Source organism: Acidovorax sp. 35-64-16, assembly GCF_002281195.1.
In the GTDB taxonomy this organism is placed as follows: domain Bacteria; phylum Pseudomonadota; class Gammaproteobacteria; order Burkholderiales; family Burkholderiaceae_C; genus Acidovorax; species Acidovorax defluvii.
This window is the reverse complement of sequence record NZ_NCFM01000001.1, coordinates 442,798-461,425: the sequence shown is the minus strand read 5'-3', so window position 1 is coordinate 461,425 and position 18,628 is coordinate 442,798. Positions and strand designations below refer to the sequence as shown.

Genomic DNA, 18,628 nt, shown 5'->3' with positions numbered 1-18,628 from the left:
GCACCTGCACTGCAGCATCCTTAGGGAATTACGCCGACCGCACCCTTGCAAAGACGCCTGGGCGACACCCTGGGGGGGGAGCTTCAGGCCCGGCGGCGCGCGCCGTAGCGCAGCTTCATGCCAAGGATGGCACCCGCCAGCGCCAGTGTGATGGCATTGGCCACCACGATGGGCCAGGCAGCCAGCGCCACCCCGTAAGCCAGCCACAACGCCACCCCCAGCGTGAAGGTGCTGTACATGCCCAGCGAGATACCGCTGACATCGCGGGTGCGGAACGTGTGCAGCGCCTGCGGCAAAAAGCTGCAGGTGGTCAGGGCCGCAGCCAGGTAGCCGATGAGGTCGTGGAGGGGCATGGTGGTGTGGGCATCCGGGGCTATTGATCGCGCGCAGTCCAGTCCACCAGCGCATCAAGCACTGGCCGCGCGCCGCCCGCCTGGGGGTGGTTGACGATGGCCACCAGCACATAGCGGCGGCCGCTGGCGGCATGCACATAGCCCGCAACGGCCATCACGTCGCGCAGGCTGCCGGTTTTGAGGTGGGCAGTGCCTGCACGGCTCTGGCTGCGGCGCAGCGTGCCGTCCACGCCGGCAATCGGCAAGGACGACACCAGTTCGGGCATCACCGGCGACTGCCAGGCCAGCTGCAACATGCGCGCCAAGGCCTGGGCGCTGATGCGTGCGTCGCGGCTCAGGCCCGCGCCGTTTTCGGGCGCTGGCGGTTCGGCATCGCCCAGCCGGGCCTGCCACCACTGGCGCAATGCAGCGCGCGCACCGTCGAACGTGGCCACGCCATTTTGGCGCAGTGCCAGTGTGAGAAAGAGTTGCTGCGCCATCACGTTGTTGCTGTATTTGTTCACGTCGCGCACCACCTCGGCCAGAGCGGGCGATGTGGCCACAAACACGGGCTTGAGCCCCGCAGGCACCTTGCCATCACGCACGCTGCCCGTGAGCTTGCCGCCCAACTCGCGCCACATGCCCTCTACGGCGCGTGCGGCAAAGCTCTTGGCATCAGGGTACGCCGCCGCCCACACGCGCTCGCCACAACTGGCCGGATAGACACCCTGAAATGCGACGCGCGCCGGATCGGACAGCTCGGCCCGCAGGGCGGCGCGCCAGTCACCGCACGCGGTGCCAGGCGTCGCCAGCGGCACCGTGGCCTGGCGCTGCACACCGGCAAGCGGCGGGTCGTACTGGATGCGCGCCAGCCCGGCGGCCACATCGGGCACCAAAGTCATGGCCACCGCGTTGTAGTTCATCAGCAAAGCGTCGGGCGCCGCGTTGTAGGGGCGCAGCGGTTCGCCATCGAAGCGGGCTGCATCGTGCTCGGGCACGTCAAAGGCGGTGCGGTCCAGCACGATATCGCCCACGATGACCTGGATACCCTGGCCCTGCAGGCGACGCAGCAACAGCCACAGGCGCTCCATGACCAGCTTGGGGTCACCCTGCCCCTGGATATGGACGTTGCCCTTGAGGCTGCCGCCCTGCACCACGCCGTCCACATACACCGGTGTGCTCCAGGTGTGGGCGGGGCCCAGCAGGTCGAGCGCTGCATAGGTGGTCACAAGCTTCATGACCGAGGCGGGGTTCATGGCCACCTGCGCGCGGTGCGCCAGCCTGGGCGCCTGGCGGCCGCCCTGCGCGTCCACCACCAGCACCGACAGGGCGTCACGGGGCAAGCGGGCTCGCGCCAGTGCGGCCTCCACCTCGGGGGGCAGTGGCACCAGCACTTGCGCCGGGACTGCACCGCCAACGAGGAGTAGGCACCCAAAACACCAGCGCACAACGGCTGCGCGGCAGCCCACAGGAACAAACATCATCGGCCAAGTCTATCGCCGGGGCACTCTCGCCTGGTGGCAAGCCTGGCGCCCGCAGCAGCGTGCCCCTGATAATTGCCCTCCGAACCCAGACCCTCCCGGCCCCATGAACCTGCTTGCCTTTGACACCAGCACCGACACCGTCTCCATTGCCGTACAGGCGGGAGACGCCGTGTGGCAACACACCGGGCCGGGTGGCTCGCAGGCCTCGGCCACGCTGATTCCGGCCATTCGCAGCCTGCTGGCGCAGGCCGGGATGTCGTTTTCCACACTGGATGCCATTGTTTTTGGCCGCGGCCCGGGGTCATTTACCGGCTTGCGCACGGCCTGCGCGGTGGCCCAGGGATTGGCCTTTGGTGCGCGCGGCGGCGCGGGCGTGCCGGTGCTACCGGTAGACACCCTGCTCGCGGTGGCCGAAGAAGCCCGTCACCAGCATGGCTGCACGCAGGTGGTGGCGGTGCTGGATGCACGCATGGACGAGGTGTACGTGGCGCACTGCGAATGGCTGCCGGCCCAGGGCGGCACTGCCGGCCATTGGCGCACCGACGGGGATTTCGGCCTGTGCGCCCCTGAGGCCGTGCAGGTGCCCACAGGCTGGACACTGGCCGGCAACGCCCAGGCCGCCTATGCAGAACGCCTGGCCCCCAGCGCCCTGCACGCCAGCGCGCTGCCCACCGCCACGGCCCTGTTGCGCCTGGCACCGGCCTTGCTCGCCGCAGGCGGCGCCGTGCCTGCCAGCGAGGCGCTGCCCCGCTACATCCGCGATAAAGTGGCGCAAACCACCGCCGAGCGGGCCGCCCTGCGTGCAGCCCAGGCCGCATCCGCTGCACAAGCCACATAAGCCACCCACTTGCACCATGAACGCCGTCGTCTCGCCCCTCGCCAGCGCCCCCGAGGCACGCTTTGAGCCGCTCACGCTGGCGCGGCTGGACGACGTGCTGGACGTCGAATTCACCGCGTATTCCCACCCCTGGACGCGGGGCAATTTCACCGACGCCATGGCCTCGGGTTACCAGACCCAGTTGCTGGTGGCGGGCGACCACTTGTTGGGCTACTTCGTGGCCATGATGGGTGTGGACGAGGTGCATTTGCTCAATATCACCGTAGCCCCGGCCTACCAGAAGCAGGGCTGGGCCCGCGTGCTGCTGGACGCCCTGGCGCTGTGGGCGCGTGGGCGGGGCGCCCAGTGGCTCTGGCTTGAAGTGCGCGTGAGCAACGAGCGCGCCCTGCATGTCTACCAGGCCCATGGCTTTCGTCGCGTGGGAGAACGCAAGCGCTACTACCCGGCCCCCGCAGGCCAGCGCGAAGACGCCGTCGTCATGAGCCTGCCCCTGTGAACCCACCGACCGCCCTGTGCCTGCCGTTATGAACCTGTCTTTATGAGCCTTCACCTCGATGCGCGCCAGCGCGCCATGCTGCAAGAGATGGGCGTCACCATCTGGGCGCCCGCCCAAGTGTCTGCGGCCCCAGCGCCCGTGAACGATGCCGCCCGCAGCCAGGGGACAGCAGCCGAGCCCCCCACGCCCGCCCCCGCCTTGGCGGCTGCGGGGGCCGACAATGCGGCGACACCGCGTGCCGTGCGGGAACAACGCGCAGCCGCTCCGGGCGGCGCCCCCGCACCCAGGCCGCCAGCACCCCAGGACGGCAGCCCCACGCCCGCATTGGTCCTGCACGCAGCGCAGGCGCTGTACCCCACGGCCGATCCCGCCCAGACGCCTGCCGGGCTGGGCGCCGGCTGGCTGGTGGTTGCCGAGAGCCTCTCGCCCACGGAGCCCCTGGCGGGCGAAGCGGGCCGCCTGCTGGACAACATGCTGCGGGCGATGCAACTGCACCGCCACCCCCGCGTGTTTCTGGCAGCGCTGGAGCGCCCGCAGGCCGGCAACGCAACCGATGCCCTCGAGATCGCCCCCGCATTGAATGAGATGGTGGCCATCCTGCGCCCCACCATGGTGCTGGTGCTGGGCCATGTGGCGGCCCGTGCGGCGCTGGGGCGCACCGAACCCCTGGGTCGCCTGCGCGCCGAGCTGCACCAACTGGCGGGCTGCCCGGCCATCGTCACCTACGACCCTGCCTTTTTGCTGCGCTCCCAGGGCTACAAGGGGGCCGCCTGGGCCGATCTGTGCCGCGCGCTGTCACTGGCGCACGCCGCCACCGCCCGCCCCTGACGCCCGCCCGGCGCCATGGCCCGCAGCGCGCGGGTGTCTTCAACGCAATGCATAATCCGCGGCGTGAACTTTTGACGGAGACAGTTCCTTGGAAACCTACCCGAGTTGGTAGCTTTCAGCTCCCGGCCTGCCGTGGGGGTGAAAGCACCCCATACCCATTGCAGACGCCACATAACAAGGGAGTGAGCCCATGCTCAACATCTTCACGCTTGCCAATGGCCGGCTGTTTCAGGAAGAGATCGAATCGCTGGAGGAGCTGACCCGCTTCCAGCCCATCTGGGTGGATCTGGAAAACCCCACGGTCGAAGAAAAGCGCTGGATCAAACAGCACTACGGCCTGTCCATCCCCGAAGACGCGATGGACGAGGACATTGAGGAATCCGCCCGCTTCTACGAAGAAGACAACGGCGACCTGCACATCCGCAGCGACTTTCTGATCGACGACAACGAGCAGCCGCGCTCGGTGCGCGTGGCCTTCATCCTGAACCTGACCAACTCGGACCTGAAAAGCAAGGGCGTCCTGTTCTCCATTCACGATGAAGACGTGCCCGTGTTCCGCCTGCTGCGCATGCGCGCACGCCGGGCGCCGGGCCTGATCGAGGATGCCAAGGAAGTGCTGCTCGCGCTGTTCGATGCCGACGCAGAATATTCAGCCGACACGCTGGAAAACATCTACGACGAACTGGAAAAGGTGAGCAAGCAGGTGCTGGCCGGTGACGTGACCGACACCCGCGCCGGTGAAGTGCTGGGCGCCATCGCCCGCCAGGAAGACTTGAACGGCCGCATCCGCCGCAACGTGATGGACACGCGCCGCGCCGTCAGCTTCATGATGCGCAGCAAGATGCTCAACTCCAACCAGTTCGAGGAAGCGCGGCAGATTCTGCGCGACATCGAGTCGCTGGACAGCCACACGGCCTTTTTGTTCGACAAGATCAACTTTTTGATGGACGCCACGGTCGGTTTCATCAACATCAACCAGAACAAGATCATCAAGATCTTCTCGGTGGCCAGTGTGGCGCTGCTGCCGCCCACGCTGATTGCCAGCGTGTACGGCATGAACTTTCAGCACATGCCCGAGCTGGCCAAGGAGTGGGGCTACCCCTACGCGCTGCTGCTGATGCTGGCCAGCGCGCTGGGCCCCATGTGGTACTTCCGCAAGCGCGGCTGGTTGAAGTAGCCCCCCTGTGGCGCTGCGCGCCTTCCCCCCCGAGGGGGGACGCCTCCAGCGGCCCGGCGAAGCCGGTTCCGCGGTGGCGCTGGCCTAGGGTCCGCCAGTTTTTACGGGCAGTCAGCTTTGCTGATGGCGTTTATTGATCACGCGCTGGTGGTCATCACTTTCAACGGTCGTGCTCCAGTGATCTGAGGCGCCTGCCAGTCAAATACTAGCCAAATAGGCCGCTAGCGCTTATCAGCAAAGCGCTGACAGCTATTAATTTCATAGTTTTTGTAGAAACGTCTGCACCATGTGATCGGCGTAGCGGCTGGCCACGGTCTGCACAAACAGCGCAAAGTCGCCATGCGCGGCGTCGTCGGCGCGGTCGGAGATGGTGCGCACTGCCGCAAACGGCACGCCATAGTCCAGGCACACCTGGGCCACGGCGGCGCCCTCCATTTCTACGGCCAGCACGTCGTGGCCCGCTTCGCGCAGCGCGGTGCGCAGCCGGTCGGACTCGTGCGCGGCCGAGACAAAGCGGTCGCCGCTGGCCATCAGGCCATGGTGCACCTGCTGGGCAGTGTGGCCATTATTTGGATCAAATAGGCCCTCAGCGCTTACCAAACAAGCGCGAGCAGCTTCCAAAAGAAGAGCAGACAAAGCCACATCGCAGGCCAGCCGTGCACGCGCGTAGCCCGGCAGCTCCCAGCGCGGGAACAGCGGCGAGGCGTCCATGTCGTGCTGCACATAGTCCTGCGCCACCACCACATCGCCCACGCGCACACCATCACCCACGCCACCGGCCACACCGGTGAACACGATGCGGGCCGCACCAAACCGCTCGATCAGCGCCGTGGCCGTGGTGGCGGCCGCCACCTTGCCGATGCCCGAGAGCGCCAGCACCACGCTTTTGCCGTGCAGCATCCCCGCCCAGAAAACACGCCCCGCGTGCACCCTGCGCTGCGGCGCCTGCAACAGGGCGACAAGGCTGGATTGTTCTTCGGGAAGAGCGCTGAGGATGGCGGTGGTCATAGGCCCCATTATTTCTGCATAAAAAAACCCTGGGCTGTCAGGCACCAGGGTCTGGCGGCCGCACGAAGCGGCCAGAAAAACTCAGTTCCCGTTGTGCACGCCATCCACGCCGTGAGCGTGGTGGCCTGCAAACAGGCGACGCGGGAAGATCACGCAGACCTCCTCGCGTTGGCTGGCGGCAAAAACGCGTTACTTCTTGTCGCGCAGTTCGCGCCGCAGGATTTTCCCGACGGGAGTCTTGGGCAGCTCGGTACGGAACTCGATCACCTTGGGCTGCTTGTAGCCCGTGAGTTCATGGCGGCAGTATTCGCGCACATCGGCTTCGGTGAGGTCTTCCGACCTCTTGACGATCACCAGCTTGACGGCCTCGCCCGATTTTTCGTCGGGCACGCCCACTACGGCGCATTCCAGAACGCCAGGGCAGTTGGCCACCACCTCTTCGACCTCGTTCGGATACACGTTGAAGCCGCTGACCAGCACCATGTCCTTTTTGCGGTCAACGATCTTGAAGTAGCCGCGCTCGTCCACAACGCCGATGTCGCCCGACTTGAAATAGCCGTCTTCGGTCATGACCTTGGCGGTTTCATCGGGGCGCTGCCAGTAGCCCGCCATCACCTGGGGTCCCTTGATGGCAATTTCGCCGGGCTGACCGAGGGTGGTGACCTCGTGGCCTTCGTCATCGAGCAGCTTCATGTAGGTGTTGGGCAAGGGCACACCGATGGTGCCGGTGAACTCTTTGGCGGTCACCGGGTTGCAACTGGCCGAGGGGCTGGTTTCCGACAGACCGTAGCCCTCGCAGATCGGGCAGCCCGTTTTTTCGAGCCACAGTTTGGCCACCGCACCTTGCACGGCCATGCCCCCGCCCACGGAAACCTTGAGGTTCTTCCAGTTGACGGTGTTGAAGTCGGGGTGGTTGGCCAGCCCGTTGAACAGCGTGTTCACAGCCGGAAAGCTGTGGAAGGTGTGCTTGGACAGCTCTTTGAGCACGGCAGGCAGATCGCGCGGATTGGGGATCAGGATGGTTTTGCCGCCCGTGCGCATGGACAGCATCATGTTCACGGTGAACGCGAAGATGTGGTACAGCGGCAGCGCGCAGATGCTGGTGGGTTGCTCACCCTCGGGCACCTTGGTCATCACCGGGTCGTTCCAGGCCTCTGACTGCAGCACATTGGCGATCACGTTGCGGTGCAGCAGGATGGCGCCCTTGCTCACGCCAGTGGTGCCGCCGGTGTATTGCAGCAGCGCAATGTCGTCGGGCTTGATGTCGGGTTTCTTGAACGCACCGCGTGCGCCCTGCGCCACTGCATCATTGAAACGCACGGCGCCTGGCAGGTTGAAGGCGGGCACCATCTTTTTGACGTTGCGCACCACGTAGTTGACCAGCGTGCCTTTGAGTATGCCCAGCTGGTCTCCCATGGAGCACAGCACCACATGCTTGACGGGTGTGTGGACCAGGCATTGCTCCAGCGTGGTGGCAAAGTTCTCGATGATCACGATGGCCTTGGCACCCGAATCCTTGAGCTGGTGCTCCAGCTCGCGCGGTGTGTACAGCGGGTTCACATTCACCACCACAAAGCCGGCTCGCAGGATGGCCGCCACCGTGACGGGGTACTGCGGCACGTTGGGCATCATGATGGCCACGCGGTCGCCCTTGACCAGGCCCAGGCCCTGCAGGTAGGCCGCGAAGGCGTTGCTCAGCGAATCGGTCTGGGCATACGTGACGTCCTTGCCCATGAAGCTGTAGGCAATGTGGTCGGCGTACTTGGTGAATGCCTCGTCCATGAGGGCGACGAGGGATGGGTATTTGGACAGGTCAACATCAGCGGGAACGCCTTGCGGATAGGCGGCCAGCCAGGGGCGGTCGGTCATTTTCATTGTCTCCTGATAAGGTTCATTGTGATCACAAAAGCACGCTGATGTTTCTCAGCACGATCGTGCTTTTTCCGCGAGGGGATTATGCCCGTCAGCCTTTAAGCGCGGTGAGGACTTCGTCGAGCATTTTCTTGGCATCGCCGAACAGCATGCGGTTGTTTTCCTTGTAGAACAGCGGGTTGTCCACCCCCGCATAGCCCGAGGCCATGGACCGCTTCATCACGATCGAGGTCTTGGCCTTCCACACTTCGAGCACCGGCATGCCCGCAATGGGGCTGGATGGATCGTCAAGGGCACTGGGGTTCACGATGTCGTTGGCGCCAATGACGATGGCCACGTCGGTGTCTGGGAAGTCCTCGTTGATCTCGTCCATCTCCATCACGATGTCGTAGGGCACCTTGGCCTCGGCCAGCAGCACGTTCATGTGGCCCGGCATGCGGCCCGCCACCGGGTGAATGGCAAAGCGCACATTCACGCCCTTTTCGCGCAGGGTCTTGGTGATCTCGTACACCGTGTGCTGTGCCTGGGCCACGGCCATGCCGTAGCCGGGCACGATGATGACGCTCTTGGCATCGCGCAGCAGATCGGCCGTTTCGGCAGAGCTGACAGGCACCACCTCGCCTTGTGGCTCGGCAGCCTCGCCCTTCTTGGCAGGCGTGCCAGACCCCGAGCCGAAACCACCCGCGATCACGCTGATGAAGTTGCGATTCATCGCGTTGCACATGATGTAGGACAGGATGGCGCCCGAGGAGCCCACCAGCGCGCCAGTGACGATGAGCAGGTCGTTAGAAAGCATGAAGCCCGTGGCCGCCGCCGCCCAGCCCGAATAGCTGTTGAGCATGGACACCACCACCGGCATGTCGGCGCCACCAATGGCCATGACCATGTGGATGCCGAACAGCAGTGCGATGACCGTCATCACGACCAGCGGCAGCATGCCCTGCTCTATTGTTTCGGCCTGCAGAAACTCCCGGCCAAACCAGATCACGATCAGCAGCCCGGCGAGGTTGAGCCAGTGGCGCCCAGGCAGCAACAGCGGCTTGCCGCCGATCTTGCCGTTGAGCTTGCCAAAGGCGATGAGCGAGCCCGAGAACGTGACAGCGCCGATCAGGATACCGACATAGATTTCCACCTCATGGATGGTTTTCTCTACGCCCTGCAGCTGGATCGAGGTGTCCACATAACTTGCAAACCCCACGAGGCAGGCCGCCAGGCCCACCAGGCTGTGCATGAGCGCGACCAGCTCGGGCATCTGGGTCATCTTGACGACCTTGGCGGCGTACAGTCCGATGCCGCCGCCAATCACCAATGCACCAACGATCCATGCGACGCCCATGGGGCTGACGCGCGGGCCGAACACCGTGGCCAGCACGGCCAGCGCCATGCCGACCATGCCGAACAGGTTGCCGCGGCGTGAGGTTTCAGGATTGGACAGGCCACCCAGACTGAGGATGAACAAAATGGCCGCGCCCAGGTAGGCAACGGTAGCGAGACTTTGGGACATGTTCGTCTTTCCTTGTCTTTGTCGTTGTTATTTACGGAACATGGCGAGCATGCGACGCGTCACGGCAAAGCCGCCGAACATGTTGACTGCCGTGAGCACCAGTGCGGCGAAGGCCAGCCAAAGAATCAATCCATCCGGGCGCCCATTGATGCCTGCATCGGGGGGAGCGATCTGCACCAGCGCGCCGATGGCGATGATGCTGGAGATGGCGTTGGTCACACTCATCAGCGGCGTGTGCAGCGCGGGCGTGACGTTCCACACCACCATGTAGCCGATGAAGCAGGCCAGCACGAACACCGTGAAGTGCCCCAGGAAGGCCACGGGCGCATAGGCGCCGATGGCCCAGAACAGCACGGCCAGCACGGCAAAGACGATGGTCAGCGTCTTGGCCGACATGGGTGCCCCCGGGCCATGGCTGGATTTTTTGGTGGCCACGGGTGCCGCCGCAGCCTTGGGCGCCGGTGCCGGCGCCTGCTTGAGCGGTGGCGCAGGCCAGGTGATGGTGCCTTCTTTCACCACCGTGAGCCCGCGGATCGCGTCGTCTTCCATGTTGACCACGGCCACACCGTCCTTGGCCTTGCACAGTTCTTCTGTGAGACGAAGCAGGTTGGTGGCATACAGGGTGGAAGATTGCTTGGCCAGGCGCGAAGGCAGGTCGGTGTAGCCGACGATGGTCACGCCATGGTGCACTACGGCCTGGCCAGGCACGGTCAGCTCGCAATTGCCACCCTGCTCGGCAGCCATGTCCACGATCACGCTGCCGGGCTTCATGCTTTGCACCATCTCGGCGGTGATCAGCTTGGGGGCTGGTTTGCCGGGGATCAGCGCGGTCGTGATGATGATGTCGGCGTCCTTGGCCTGCTCGGCGTACATCTTGCGCTGCGCGGCCTGGAAACCCTCGCTCATGACCTTGGCGTACCCGCCGCCGCCCGAGCCTTCCTCTTCGTAGTCCACCTTGACAAACTCGCCGCCCAGCGACTTGACCTGGTCGGCCACCTCGGCGCGCGTGTCATTGGCGCGCACGATGGCGCCCAGGTTGGCCGCCGTGCCAATGGCGGCGAGACCCGCCACACCAGCGCCCGCGATGAACACCTTCGCCGGCGGCACCTTGCCCGCAGCCGTGATCTGGCCGTTAAAGAAGCGGCCGAAGGCATTGGCCGCCTCGATGACAGCGCGGTAGCCTGAAACGCCTGCGGTGGACGTCAGCGCGTCCATCTTCTGGGCCCGGCTCAGGGTGCGCGGCAGGCAGTCTATGGCCAGCACCGTGGCCTTGCGGGCGGACAGCTGCTGCATCAACTCGGGGTTCTGGGCGGGCCAGATGAAGTCGATGAGCGTCGTGCCCTCGCGCATGAGCGCGACTTCGTCGCTGCTGGGGGGGCGCACCTTGAAGACAATGTCTGAAGCAGCCCACAGCGCGGCAGCGTCCCCAACGATCTGGGCCCCGGCGGCGCGGTAGGCGTCGTCGCTGAAATTGGCGGCATCCCCCGCCCCAGACTCCACAGCGACGGTGAAGCCCAGCTTGATCAGCTTCTCCACCACATCGGGCACGGTGGCCACGCGCTTTTCGCCGGGGAAGGTTTCCCTCGGCACGCCGATACGCTGCGGCTGCTGGACTGGGCTTGTCTGCATCAGAGTTCTCCTCAAATTTCGTAATCGTTATGCCAGGCCGCTATACAAGGGGACTGGCGTGCGCGGGTGACTGGAAAGGGGCGCAGGAAACCAGGACAGCGAAATGACCAAGCGGGCAATTTTTGAAGGCGACTTGGTATCAGACATTTCGCAGGGCACCCACCCCGGGCAAACTGACCACGAGCTTACATGAAGAAACGCGAATGCCTGTCGCATTCACACCATACGAGGAAGACTCCCCTGCACATTCCAGCCGCAAAAAAAAGCCGATGACACACAGTTCACCGGCTCTTTTCCGGGGCCGCACGCTGCGGCCCTGCATCGGAGATCAATTCACCCGTTGTGCCAACGCACCCGAGGCGTATTGACCCGCCACCACCTGCAGGCTGTGGCCCTTGATTTTGCCACCCTGGCCTTCACAGCCAAACTCGATATAGCGCTGTTTGCAAATGGCCTTGGCGGCTTCCCGCGCGGGCTTGAGCCATTCGCGGGCATCGAATTTCTCGGGGTTTTCGAACAGGAACTTGCGCACTGCACCGGTCATGGCCAGACGGATGTCGGTGTCGATGTTGATCTTGCGCACACCGTGCTTGATGGCTTCCTGGATCTCTTCAACGGGCACGCCGTAGGTTTCCTTCATCTTGCCGCCGTACTGGTTGATGATGGCCAGCAAATCGGCCGGCACCGACGAGGAGCCATGCATCACCAGGTGGGTGTTGGGAATGCGCTGGTGGATTTCCTTGACACGGCTGATGGCCAGGATATCGCCCGTGGGCTTGCGGCTGAACTTGTAAGCGCCATGGCTGGTGCCAATCGCAATGGCCAGCGCATCAAGCTGCGTGGCCTTGACGAAGGTGGCGGCTTCCTCGGGGTCGGTCAGCATCTGGCTGTGGTCGAGCTTGCCCTCGGCGCCAATGCCGTCTTCCTCGCCGGCTTCACCGGTTTCCAGGTTGCCCAGGCAGCCCAGTTCACCCTCCACGGTGACGCCCACCTTGTGCGCCATCTCCACCACCTTGCGGGTCACTTCGACGTTGTAGTCGAACGATGAGGGGGTTTTGCCGTCTTCCATCAGCGAACCGTCCATCATCACCGAGCCAAAGCCCAGGTCGATGGCGCCCTGGCACACCTTGGGCGATGTGCCGTGGTCCTGGTGCATCACCAGGGGGATGTGGGGATACATTTCGGCCGCGGCCTGGATCAGGTGCTTGATAAAGGCCTCGCCCGCGTATTTGCGGGCACCGGCGCTGGCCTGGAGGATCACCGGAGCGCCCACCTCGTCGGCAGCGGCCATCACGGCCTGCACCTGCTCCAGATTGTTGACGTTGAAGGCAGGAATGCCATAGCCATTGGTGGCTGCATGGTCGAGCAGTTCGCGCATCGAGACGAGGGGCATGGTCGTGAAGTCCGTTCAGGGTTGATGGGGTGCTGACAGGCAGCCGCTGCGGTGGTAACCGCGTGGTAACTCGGATTTTACCCGGCCTGCGCAGCGACAGGCGGCGGAAAATCCAGACGGAAGCAGGTGGTGAATGGCGCTGGCGCGGCAGCTGCGCCAAAGTCGCCGCCATGCATTTGCGCCACGCGCAGCACGATTTCGTGCCCCAGGTGCAGGCTGTCCACCGGGCGGGCCACCTTCGCGTTGCCCCCGGCCGCCTGGACGCGGCGGCCGTCGTCACACACCTGCAGCCAGGCCGCCCCGGTGTCGGACTGCCCGATCTGCACGGAAATCCGGGTTCCAGGAGGGGTGTGCTTGAGGGCGTTTTCGACCAGATTGCGCACCGCCAGGTCCAGCAGCACAGCGTGCCCCGTCAGTTCCAGCGTGTCGGGCGCCACCAGGGCAATCTCGCCCCCCCGCTTCCATGCTGCCTGCGCGTAGTCGGCGCATACCGCGCGCGCCGTGGCAGCCAGGTCCACCGGCGCCTTGGCTTCGTGCAACTGCGCGCGGCTGGCCCGTGCCAACGCCAGCAACTGGTTCAGCACATGGCCCGCACGCAGGGCGTCCTGCCCGATCTGGGTCACAGCCTGCGCCTGCGCCTGCGGGTCCAGCCCCCCTCCCAGGGCACTGGCCTGCAACGCAATGGAAGACAGCGGTGTGCGCAACTCGTGGGCCACTTCATTGGCCAGCCGCCGCTCGCGCACCAGTGCGTCCTGCTGCCGGTCCAGCAAGGTGTTGATGGAGGCCACCACCAATTCGAATTCGCTCCAGGCATGGCGCGACGCCAGACGCTGCGTGCTGGCGGGGTCCAGCGCGGCCACGTCCGCAGACAGGGCGTACAAGGGCCGCAAGCCCCGCCGCAAGGCCAGCCCGAGGGCCAGCGCCACGACGGGCAGCAGCCACAGCCCGGGCTCGACCATCTGCTCTGCGATGTCCTGTGCCAGCTCGTCGCGCTCGCGCACCTCCAGCAGCACCATGACCTTGCGGCTTTTTGGCGCATCCCATTGTGAAAAACTGCGCCAGACCACAGCCTGCGGCCCAAGACGCAGATCGGCAAACCCCTCGGAGTCACCAAAGGCAGGCAATGGGGCGCTGCCGCTTTGCGCCAGCACACGCCCCGTGGAATCCCACTGCACCACGCTGATGGATTGCTGGTAGTCATGCGATTTGAGCCAAGGTGCCATCGCACGCGGTGTGGTGACGTGTGGGTCCACCGCCTGGGCAGCACGCAGATTGATGAGCAGCGCCGCCACACTGGCCAGGTGGCCATCGGTCAGTTCATCCGCTTCATGCACGCCCGTCCGGTATCCCATGAACACAAAGCTGCCCCACACGAGCACCAGCGCGCCCAACGACCACAGCATCAGATGCCGGGTCAGCGAATGGCGTCCCATGCGCAGGGCGGGCGGGACAGCAGTGCCCGATGCCGGAATCAAGCGGCCTCCTGGGGCATGAAATAGCCCACGCCCCGCATGGTCTGGATGCACCCGCTGCCCAGCTTGCGGCGCAGATGGTGGATGTGCACTTCGACCGCGTTGCTTTCAATGGCCGATTGCCAGCTGTACAAGCGCTCTTCGAGCTGCTGGCGAGAAAGCACGCGGCCCCGGGCCTGCAACAGCACCAACAGCACCGAAAACTCCCGGGGTGACATCTCTACCGGCTTGCCACCCTGCACCACCGTGCGCGCAGCCGGGTCTACCTCGATGTCACCGTAGCGGATCGTCGGAGACGCCCGTCCCGCGGCACGGCGCAGCAGCGCACGCAAGCGTGCGTCGAGTTCATCGACATCAAAGGGTTTGACCAGATAGTCGTCGGCGCCCTGGTCGAGGCCGGCAATGCGCTGGCTGACCTGATCGCGGGCCGTCACGATCAGCACCGGCGTGGCGGGGTCGGGCAGCGCCGGTGCACCCGTCGCATCCCCACGGGGCGGGCTCGTGCGCAGACGGTGCAGCAGTTCGCTGCCCTCGCCGTCCGCCAGCCCCAGGTCCAGTAGCACGGCGTCGAAAGACTCGGCGCGCAGAGCACCCCAGGCCGCGGCAACGCCATCGCACACATCCACGGCATAGCCGCGTTGCTGCAGATTGGTGCGCAGCCCGTCGGCAATACCTGCATCGTCTTCGACCACAAGGATTCGCATCGTCCCATTGTCACCGCGACCGACGCCACGGAAAAGATTAAGACGCCGTTAAGCACCGACACCTATGGTGCCAAACATGCCCCATTCGCATGTTCCGTCTTCCTTTTCTCGCCATTGCCTGCGCACCACCCTGGCCTGGACCCTTGGCGTCCTGGTGTGCCTGCTGGCCTGGGACGCCCTGGGGCAAGACCGGGCGCTGGCCCATGCCTTTGGCACGGGCAGCGGCTTCCCGATGCGGGAGCATTGGCTGTTCTCACAGGTTCTGCACGAGGGCGCCCGCCGGGTGGGCTGGCTTTTGATGCTGCTGGTGGCACTGGGGGTGTGGTGGCCGATAGGCCTGCTACGGCGCATCGACCTGGGGGAGCGACTGCAGCTGGCCATAAGTGTCCTGGTGGCACTGGGCGTGGTGAGCAGCCTGAAAAGCTTGAACGCCACCAGCTGCCCCTGGGATCTGGCCGAATTCGGTGGTGTAGCCCGCTATGCCTCGCACTGGGCCCTGGGCGTCGTTGATGGCGGAGGCGGGCGCTGCTTTCCGGCGGGCCATGCCTCGGCGGGGTTTGCGTTTGTGGGCGGCTACTTTGCCCTGCGCCGCCGCCAGCCGCGTGCCGCGCGCCTGTGGCTGGCGGCCTCGCTGGCCGCTGGCCTGATTCTGGGAGCCGCCCAGCAGGTCCGCGGGGCCCACTTCATGAGCCACACCCTCTGGACAGGCTGGCTGTGCTGGACCACCGGATGGCTGTGCGACCTGACTGCGGGTGCACTACGCCAGCGTTTTGCGTTGACCAACACCCCGTTGCCACCAGCCCCACGGCCCCCTGCAGCCACGTAACCGGGTCGTCTTTTACGCGATGAACGACATCAACCGGCGCGGCAGATTTTCAGCATATTGGTGCCGCCGGGCGCGCCCATGGGCTCGCCGCAGGTGATGGCATACACATCACCGCTTTGCACAATGCCGCGGCTCTTGAGGTGGCCTTCGGCCTGCGCCAGTGCCGTGTCACGGTCGGCGCTGGTGTCCATGAGCAAGGGCCGCACATTGCGGTACATGGCCATCTTGCGCTGCGTGGCCACCTTGGGTGTCAGCGCGTAGATTGGGATATGGCTGCGGTGGCGACTCATCCACAGGGCGGTGGCGCCGCTGTCGGTCATGGCCACGATGGCCTTGGCCTCCAGGTGGTGGGCCGTGAACAGCGCCCCCATGGCAATGGACTGGTCGATGCGGCCAAAGGTACGGCCCGTAAAGTCGGCATCCAGCCGGTGGTCCTCGGCCGCCTCGGCAGCGGCGCAGATCTTGGCCATCTCTTCCACGGTTTCCAGGGGGTATTTGCCCGCAGCCGTCTCGGCGCTGAGCATCACCGCATCGGTGCCGTCGAGCACGGCGTTGGCCACGTCGCTCACCTCGGCACGGGTGGGCACAGGGTTGGTGATCATGCTTTCCATCATCTGCGTGGCAGTGATGACCACTTTGTCGAGATCCCGCGCCATGCGGATCATCTTTTTCTGCAAGGCCGGCACGGCCGCGTTGCCCACTTCCACAGCCAGATCGCCGCGCGCCACCATGATGCCGTCGCTGACGCGCAGGATGGCCTCCAGGTGCGGAATGGCCTCCGCACGTTCGATTTTTGCAATCAGCCCCGGCTTGTGGCGGTATTCCGCTGCTGCCACGTTGCACAGCTGGCGCGCCATCTCCATGTCGGTCGCATTCTTGGGGAAGCTCACGGCCACATAGTCGGCCTGAAAACCCATGGCCGTGCGGATGTCGTCCATGTCCTTGGCGGTGAGGGCGGGCGCTGTAAGGCCGCCGCCCTGCTTGTTGATGCCCTTGTTGTTGGACAGCTCGCCACCAATTTTCACCGTGGTGTGCACCGCCTCGCCGCGCACTGCGTCCACCGTGAGAACGATGAGGCCGTCGTTGAGCAACAGAACATCGCCCGGCTTCACATCGCGCGGCAATTCCTTGTAATCCAGCCCCACACCGGCCAGGTCGCCCGGCTCGGTGCGCGAGGCATCCAGCACAAACGGGGCGCCCTGCACCAGCTGCACCTTGCCTTCGGCAAACTTGCCGACCCGGATCTTCGGGCCCTGCAGGTCCGCCATGATCGCCACCTCGCGCCCGGCCCGCTGGGCGGCAGCACGCACTGCCGTGGCACGGTCGATATGGTCTTGCGCCTTGCCGTGGCTGAAGTTGAGGCGCACCACATTGACGCCAGCGCGGATCATGGCCTCCAGCAGCGCCGGGTCGCTCGATGCGGGGCCCAGGGTGGCAACAATTTTGGTGGCGCGGCGGGTGGACATGGGTGTGCCTCTTTCACTAAACGTGTAATTAAGTTTCTATTTTTACACGGAAGCAGTTACACCCAGAAAACCATCGACCCCTGCGCAGCACACGCCCTCCGCACCGTGCGCAACCGTTTCCCGCTGTTGCGCTGGGCACCGCCCTCGCGCACAGGTGGATGGCCTTCATGTGCAGCTTGTCGCCCCCTCAGGCGCGCATCAGGGCTTCAATTTCGTCGGCCTCTACCGGCACACCGCGCGTGATCAATTCACAGCCCGATTCTGTGACGATGGCGTCGTCCTCGATGCGGATACCGATGTTGTGGAATGCCTCGGGCACGCCAGGAGCGGGCCGCACGTAGATGCCCGGCTCGATGGTGAGCACCATGCCCGGGCGCAGCACACGGCTGGGGCGGTTGGTGATGAGCTCGCCCGATAGCGGGTCTGTGCGCTGGCTCACCTGGCCCACCTCACCGGGCTCCACGTAGCTGCCGCAGTCGTGCACATCCATGCCCAGCCAGTGCCCGGTGCGGTGCATGTAAAACTGAAAATATGCGCGCTGCTCGATCACGTCCTGCGCCGTACCGGCCTTGCTTTTGTCGAGCAGCCCCAAGTCCAGCATGCCCTGCGCCAGCACGGCCACGGTGGCATCGTGCGGGTCGGTAAAGCGGGCCCCAGCCCGCGTGGCGGCCACGGCAGCTTCCTGGCTGGCGAGCACCAGGTCATACAGCGCGCGCTGCGGCCCGGTGAAACGGCCATTGGCCGGAAAGGTGCGCGTGATGTCGCTGGCATAGCCGTCGAGCTCACACCCGGCATCGATCAGCACCAGCTCGCCATCGCGCACGGGCGCGGTGTCGGCGCGGTAATGCAGCACGCAGGCATTGGCGCCCGCCGCCACGATGGAGCCGTAGGCGGGGTATTGCGAACCCTGCTGGCGAAACTCGTGCAGCAGCTCGGCATCCAGGTGGTATTCACGCACCTCTTCGCCGGCACGCAGCATGCGGGCCGAGCGTTGCATGGCACGGATGTGCGCCCCCGCACTGATGGCGCTGGCACGGCGCATGATGGCCTGCTCGTGCGCATCCTTGATCAGGCGCATTTCATCGAGCAGCGTGCACAGGTCGTTTTGCACTGCGGGGCACAGCGCGCCATAGCGCGCACGGGCGCGCACGGCATTCAGCCATCCTTCCACCCGGGCAGCCAGGCCGTTGTGGGTGGCGAACGGGTACCAGACCGCGCCGCTGTTTTCGAGCAGGCGGGGCAGCTTGGCATCCAGCTCTGAGATCGAATGTGCGGCATCCACGGCCAGCGCGGCAGGCGCAGCCACCGGCCCCAGGCGGTAGCCATCCCAGATCTCGCGCTCCAGGTCTTTGGGCTGACAAAACAGCGTGCTGCGCCCGTCAGCCGTGATCACCAGGCAGGCGCCCGGCTCGGTGAACCCGGTCAGGTAATAAAAATAGCTGTCGTGGCGAAAGAGAAAATCGCTGTCCCGGTTGCGCTGGCGTTCTGGCGCCGTGGGGATGATCGCGATACCGCCTTCACCGAGCATCGAGGCAAGGCGGGCACGCCGCTGGGCATGGATGGATGTCTGTAGACTCATCCGCACATTTTGAGGCCATC

General features: G+C 65.2%; 16 protein-coding genes. 5 read left to right on the top strand and 11 right to left on the bottom strand.

Going from position 1 to position 18,628, the window contains the following annotated elements; genetic code table 11:
• Positions 1–83 precede the first annotated feature (83 nt).
• Positions 84–353: a SemiSWEET transporter gene (locus B7Y64_RS02125; RefSeq protein WP_111868369.1), complete on the bottom strand. Its 270-nt coding sequence runs from the start codon at positions 351–353 to the stop codon at positions 84–86.
• Positions 354–373: 20 nt separating this feature from the next.
• The gene (gene dacB / locus B7Y64_RS02120; RefSeq protein ID WP_291325003.1) at positions 374–1,813 is read right to left on the bottom strand and encodes a D-alanyl-D-alanine carboxypeptidase/D-alanyl-D-alanine-endopeptidase; all 1,440 of its coding nucleotides are present in this window, start codon (positions 1,811–1,813) and stop codon (positions 374–376) included.
• Between the two features lie 106 nt (positions 1,814–1,919).
• Between dacB and tsaB the strand changes: the two genes are divergently transcribed.
• The 4 genes from tsaB to corA all read left to right on the top strand — a co-directional run bounded on the left by tsaB (position 1,920) and on the right by corA (position 5,155).
• Entirely contained in the window at positions 1,920–2,654 is a 735-nt protein-coding gene (tsaB, locus tag B7Y64_RS02115; RefSeq protein WP_291324993.1) for a tRNA (adenosine(37)-N6)-threonylcarbamoyltransferase complex dimerization subunit type 1 TsaB, read from the top strand.
• A 16-nt stretch (positions 2,655–2,670) separates the two neighbouring features.
• Positions 2,671–3,150 carry a ribosomal protein S18-alanine N-acetyltransferase gene (rimI, locus tag B7Y64_RS02110; RefSeq protein ID WP_024813312.1) on the top strand — a complete coding sequence of 160 codons (480 nt, stop codon included), beginning with the start codon at positions 2,671–2,673 and terminating at the stop codon, positions 3,148–3,150.
• Between the two features lie 42 nt (positions 3,151–3,192).
• Positions 3,193–3,978: a uracil-DNA glycosylase family protein gene (locus B7Y64_RS02105; protein WP_291324994.1), complete on the top strand. Its 786-nt coding sequence runs from the start codon at positions 3,193–3,195 to the stop codon at positions 3,976–3,978.
• Between the two features lie 190 nt (positions 3,979–4,168).
• Entirely contained in the window at positions 4,169–5,155 is a 987-nt protein-coding gene (corA, locus tag B7Y64_RS02100) for a magnesium/cobalt transporter CorA (RefSeq protein ID WP_024813314.1), read from the top strand.
• A 258-nt stretch (positions 5,156–5,413) separates the two neighbouring features.
• Here corA and B7Y64_RS02095 read toward each other — a convergent pair whose 3' ends face one another.
• From B7Y64_RS02095 to B7Y64_RS02065, 7 genes are all read right to left on the bottom strand, one after another.
• Entirely contained in the window at positions 5,414–6,163 is a 750-nt protein-coding gene (locus tag B7Y64_RS02095; RefSeq protein ID WP_291324995.1) for a 5'-methylthioadenosine/adenosylhomocysteine nucleosidase, read from the bottom strand.
• Between the two features lie 189 nt (positions 6,164–6,352).
• Positions 6,353–8,032, bottom strand: a complete 1,680-nt coding sequence (locus B7Y64_RS02090) for a long-chain-fatty-acid--CoA ligase (protein ID WP_291324997.1) — start codon at positions 8,030–8,032, stop codon at positions 6,353–6,355.
• Positions 8,033–8,126: 94 nt separating this feature from the next.
• Positions 8,127–9,539, bottom strand: a complete 1,413-nt coding sequence (pntB, locus tag B7Y64_RS02085; RefSeq protein ID WP_024813317.1) for a Re/Si-specific NAD(P)(+) transhydrogenase subunit beta — start codon at positions 9,537–9,539, stop codon at positions 8,127–8,129.
• Positions 9,540–9,566: 27 nt separating this feature from the next.
• Positions 9,567–11,168 carry a Re/Si-specific NAD(P)(+) transhydrogenase subunit alpha gene (locus B7Y64_RS02080; protein WP_291328258.1) on the bottom strand — a complete coding sequence of 534 codons (1,602 nt, stop codon included), beginning with the start codon at positions 11,166–11,168 and terminating at the stop codon, positions 9,567–9,569.
• Positions 11,169–11,496: 328 nt separating this feature from the next.
• Complete coding sequence (fba, locus tag B7Y64_RS02075) at positions 11,497–12,561, bottom strand: class II fructose-bisphosphate aldolase (RefSeq protein WP_114656592.1); 1,065 nt, start codon at positions 12,559–12,561, stop codon at positions 11,497–11,499.
• 77 nt (positions 12,562–12,638) lie between these two features.
• On the bottom strand, positions 12,639–13,994 hold the full coding sequence (locus B7Y64_RS02070; RefSeq protein WP_291325005.1) for a histidine kinase dimerization/phospho-acceptor domain-containing protein: 1,356 nt from the start codon (positions 13,992–13,994) through the stop codon (positions 12,639–12,641).
• Between the two features lie 38 nt (positions 13,995–14,032).
• The gene (locus B7Y64_RS02065) at positions 14,033–14,737 is read right to left on the bottom strand and encodes a response regulator transcription factor (protein ID WP_291328256.1); all 705 of its coding nucleotides are present in this window, start codon (positions 14,735–14,737) and stop codon (positions 14,033–14,035) included.
• A gap of 76 nt (positions 14,738–14,813) precedes the next feature.
• Between B7Y64_RS02065 and B7Y64_RS02060 the strand changes: the two genes are divergently transcribed.
• A complete protein-coding gene (locus B7Y64_RS02060) occupies positions 14,814–15,563 on the top strand; it encodes a phosphatase PAP2 family protein (RefSeq protein WP_291328254.1) in 750 nt (249 codons plus the stop codon).
• A 29-nt stretch (positions 15,564–15,592) separates the two neighbouring features.
• Here B7Y64_RS02060 and pyk read toward each other — a convergent pair whose 3' ends face one another.
• Both pyk and B7Y64_RS02050 read right to left on the bottom strand, forming a co-directional pair.
• On the bottom strand, positions 15,593–17,029 hold the full coding sequence (pyk, locus tag B7Y64_RS02055; RefSeq protein ID WP_111867671.1) for a pyruvate kinase: 1,437 nt from the start codon (positions 17,027–17,029) through the stop codon (positions 15,593–15,595).
• Between the two features lie 187 nt (positions 17,030–17,216).
• On the bottom strand, positions 17,217–18,608 hold the full coding sequence (locus tag B7Y64_RS02050) for an aminopeptidase P N-terminal domain-containing protein (RefSeq protein ID WP_291324354.1): 1,392 nt from the start codon (positions 18,606–18,608) through the stop codon (positions 17,217–17,219).
• Positions 18,609–18,628 lie beyond the last annotated feature (20 nt).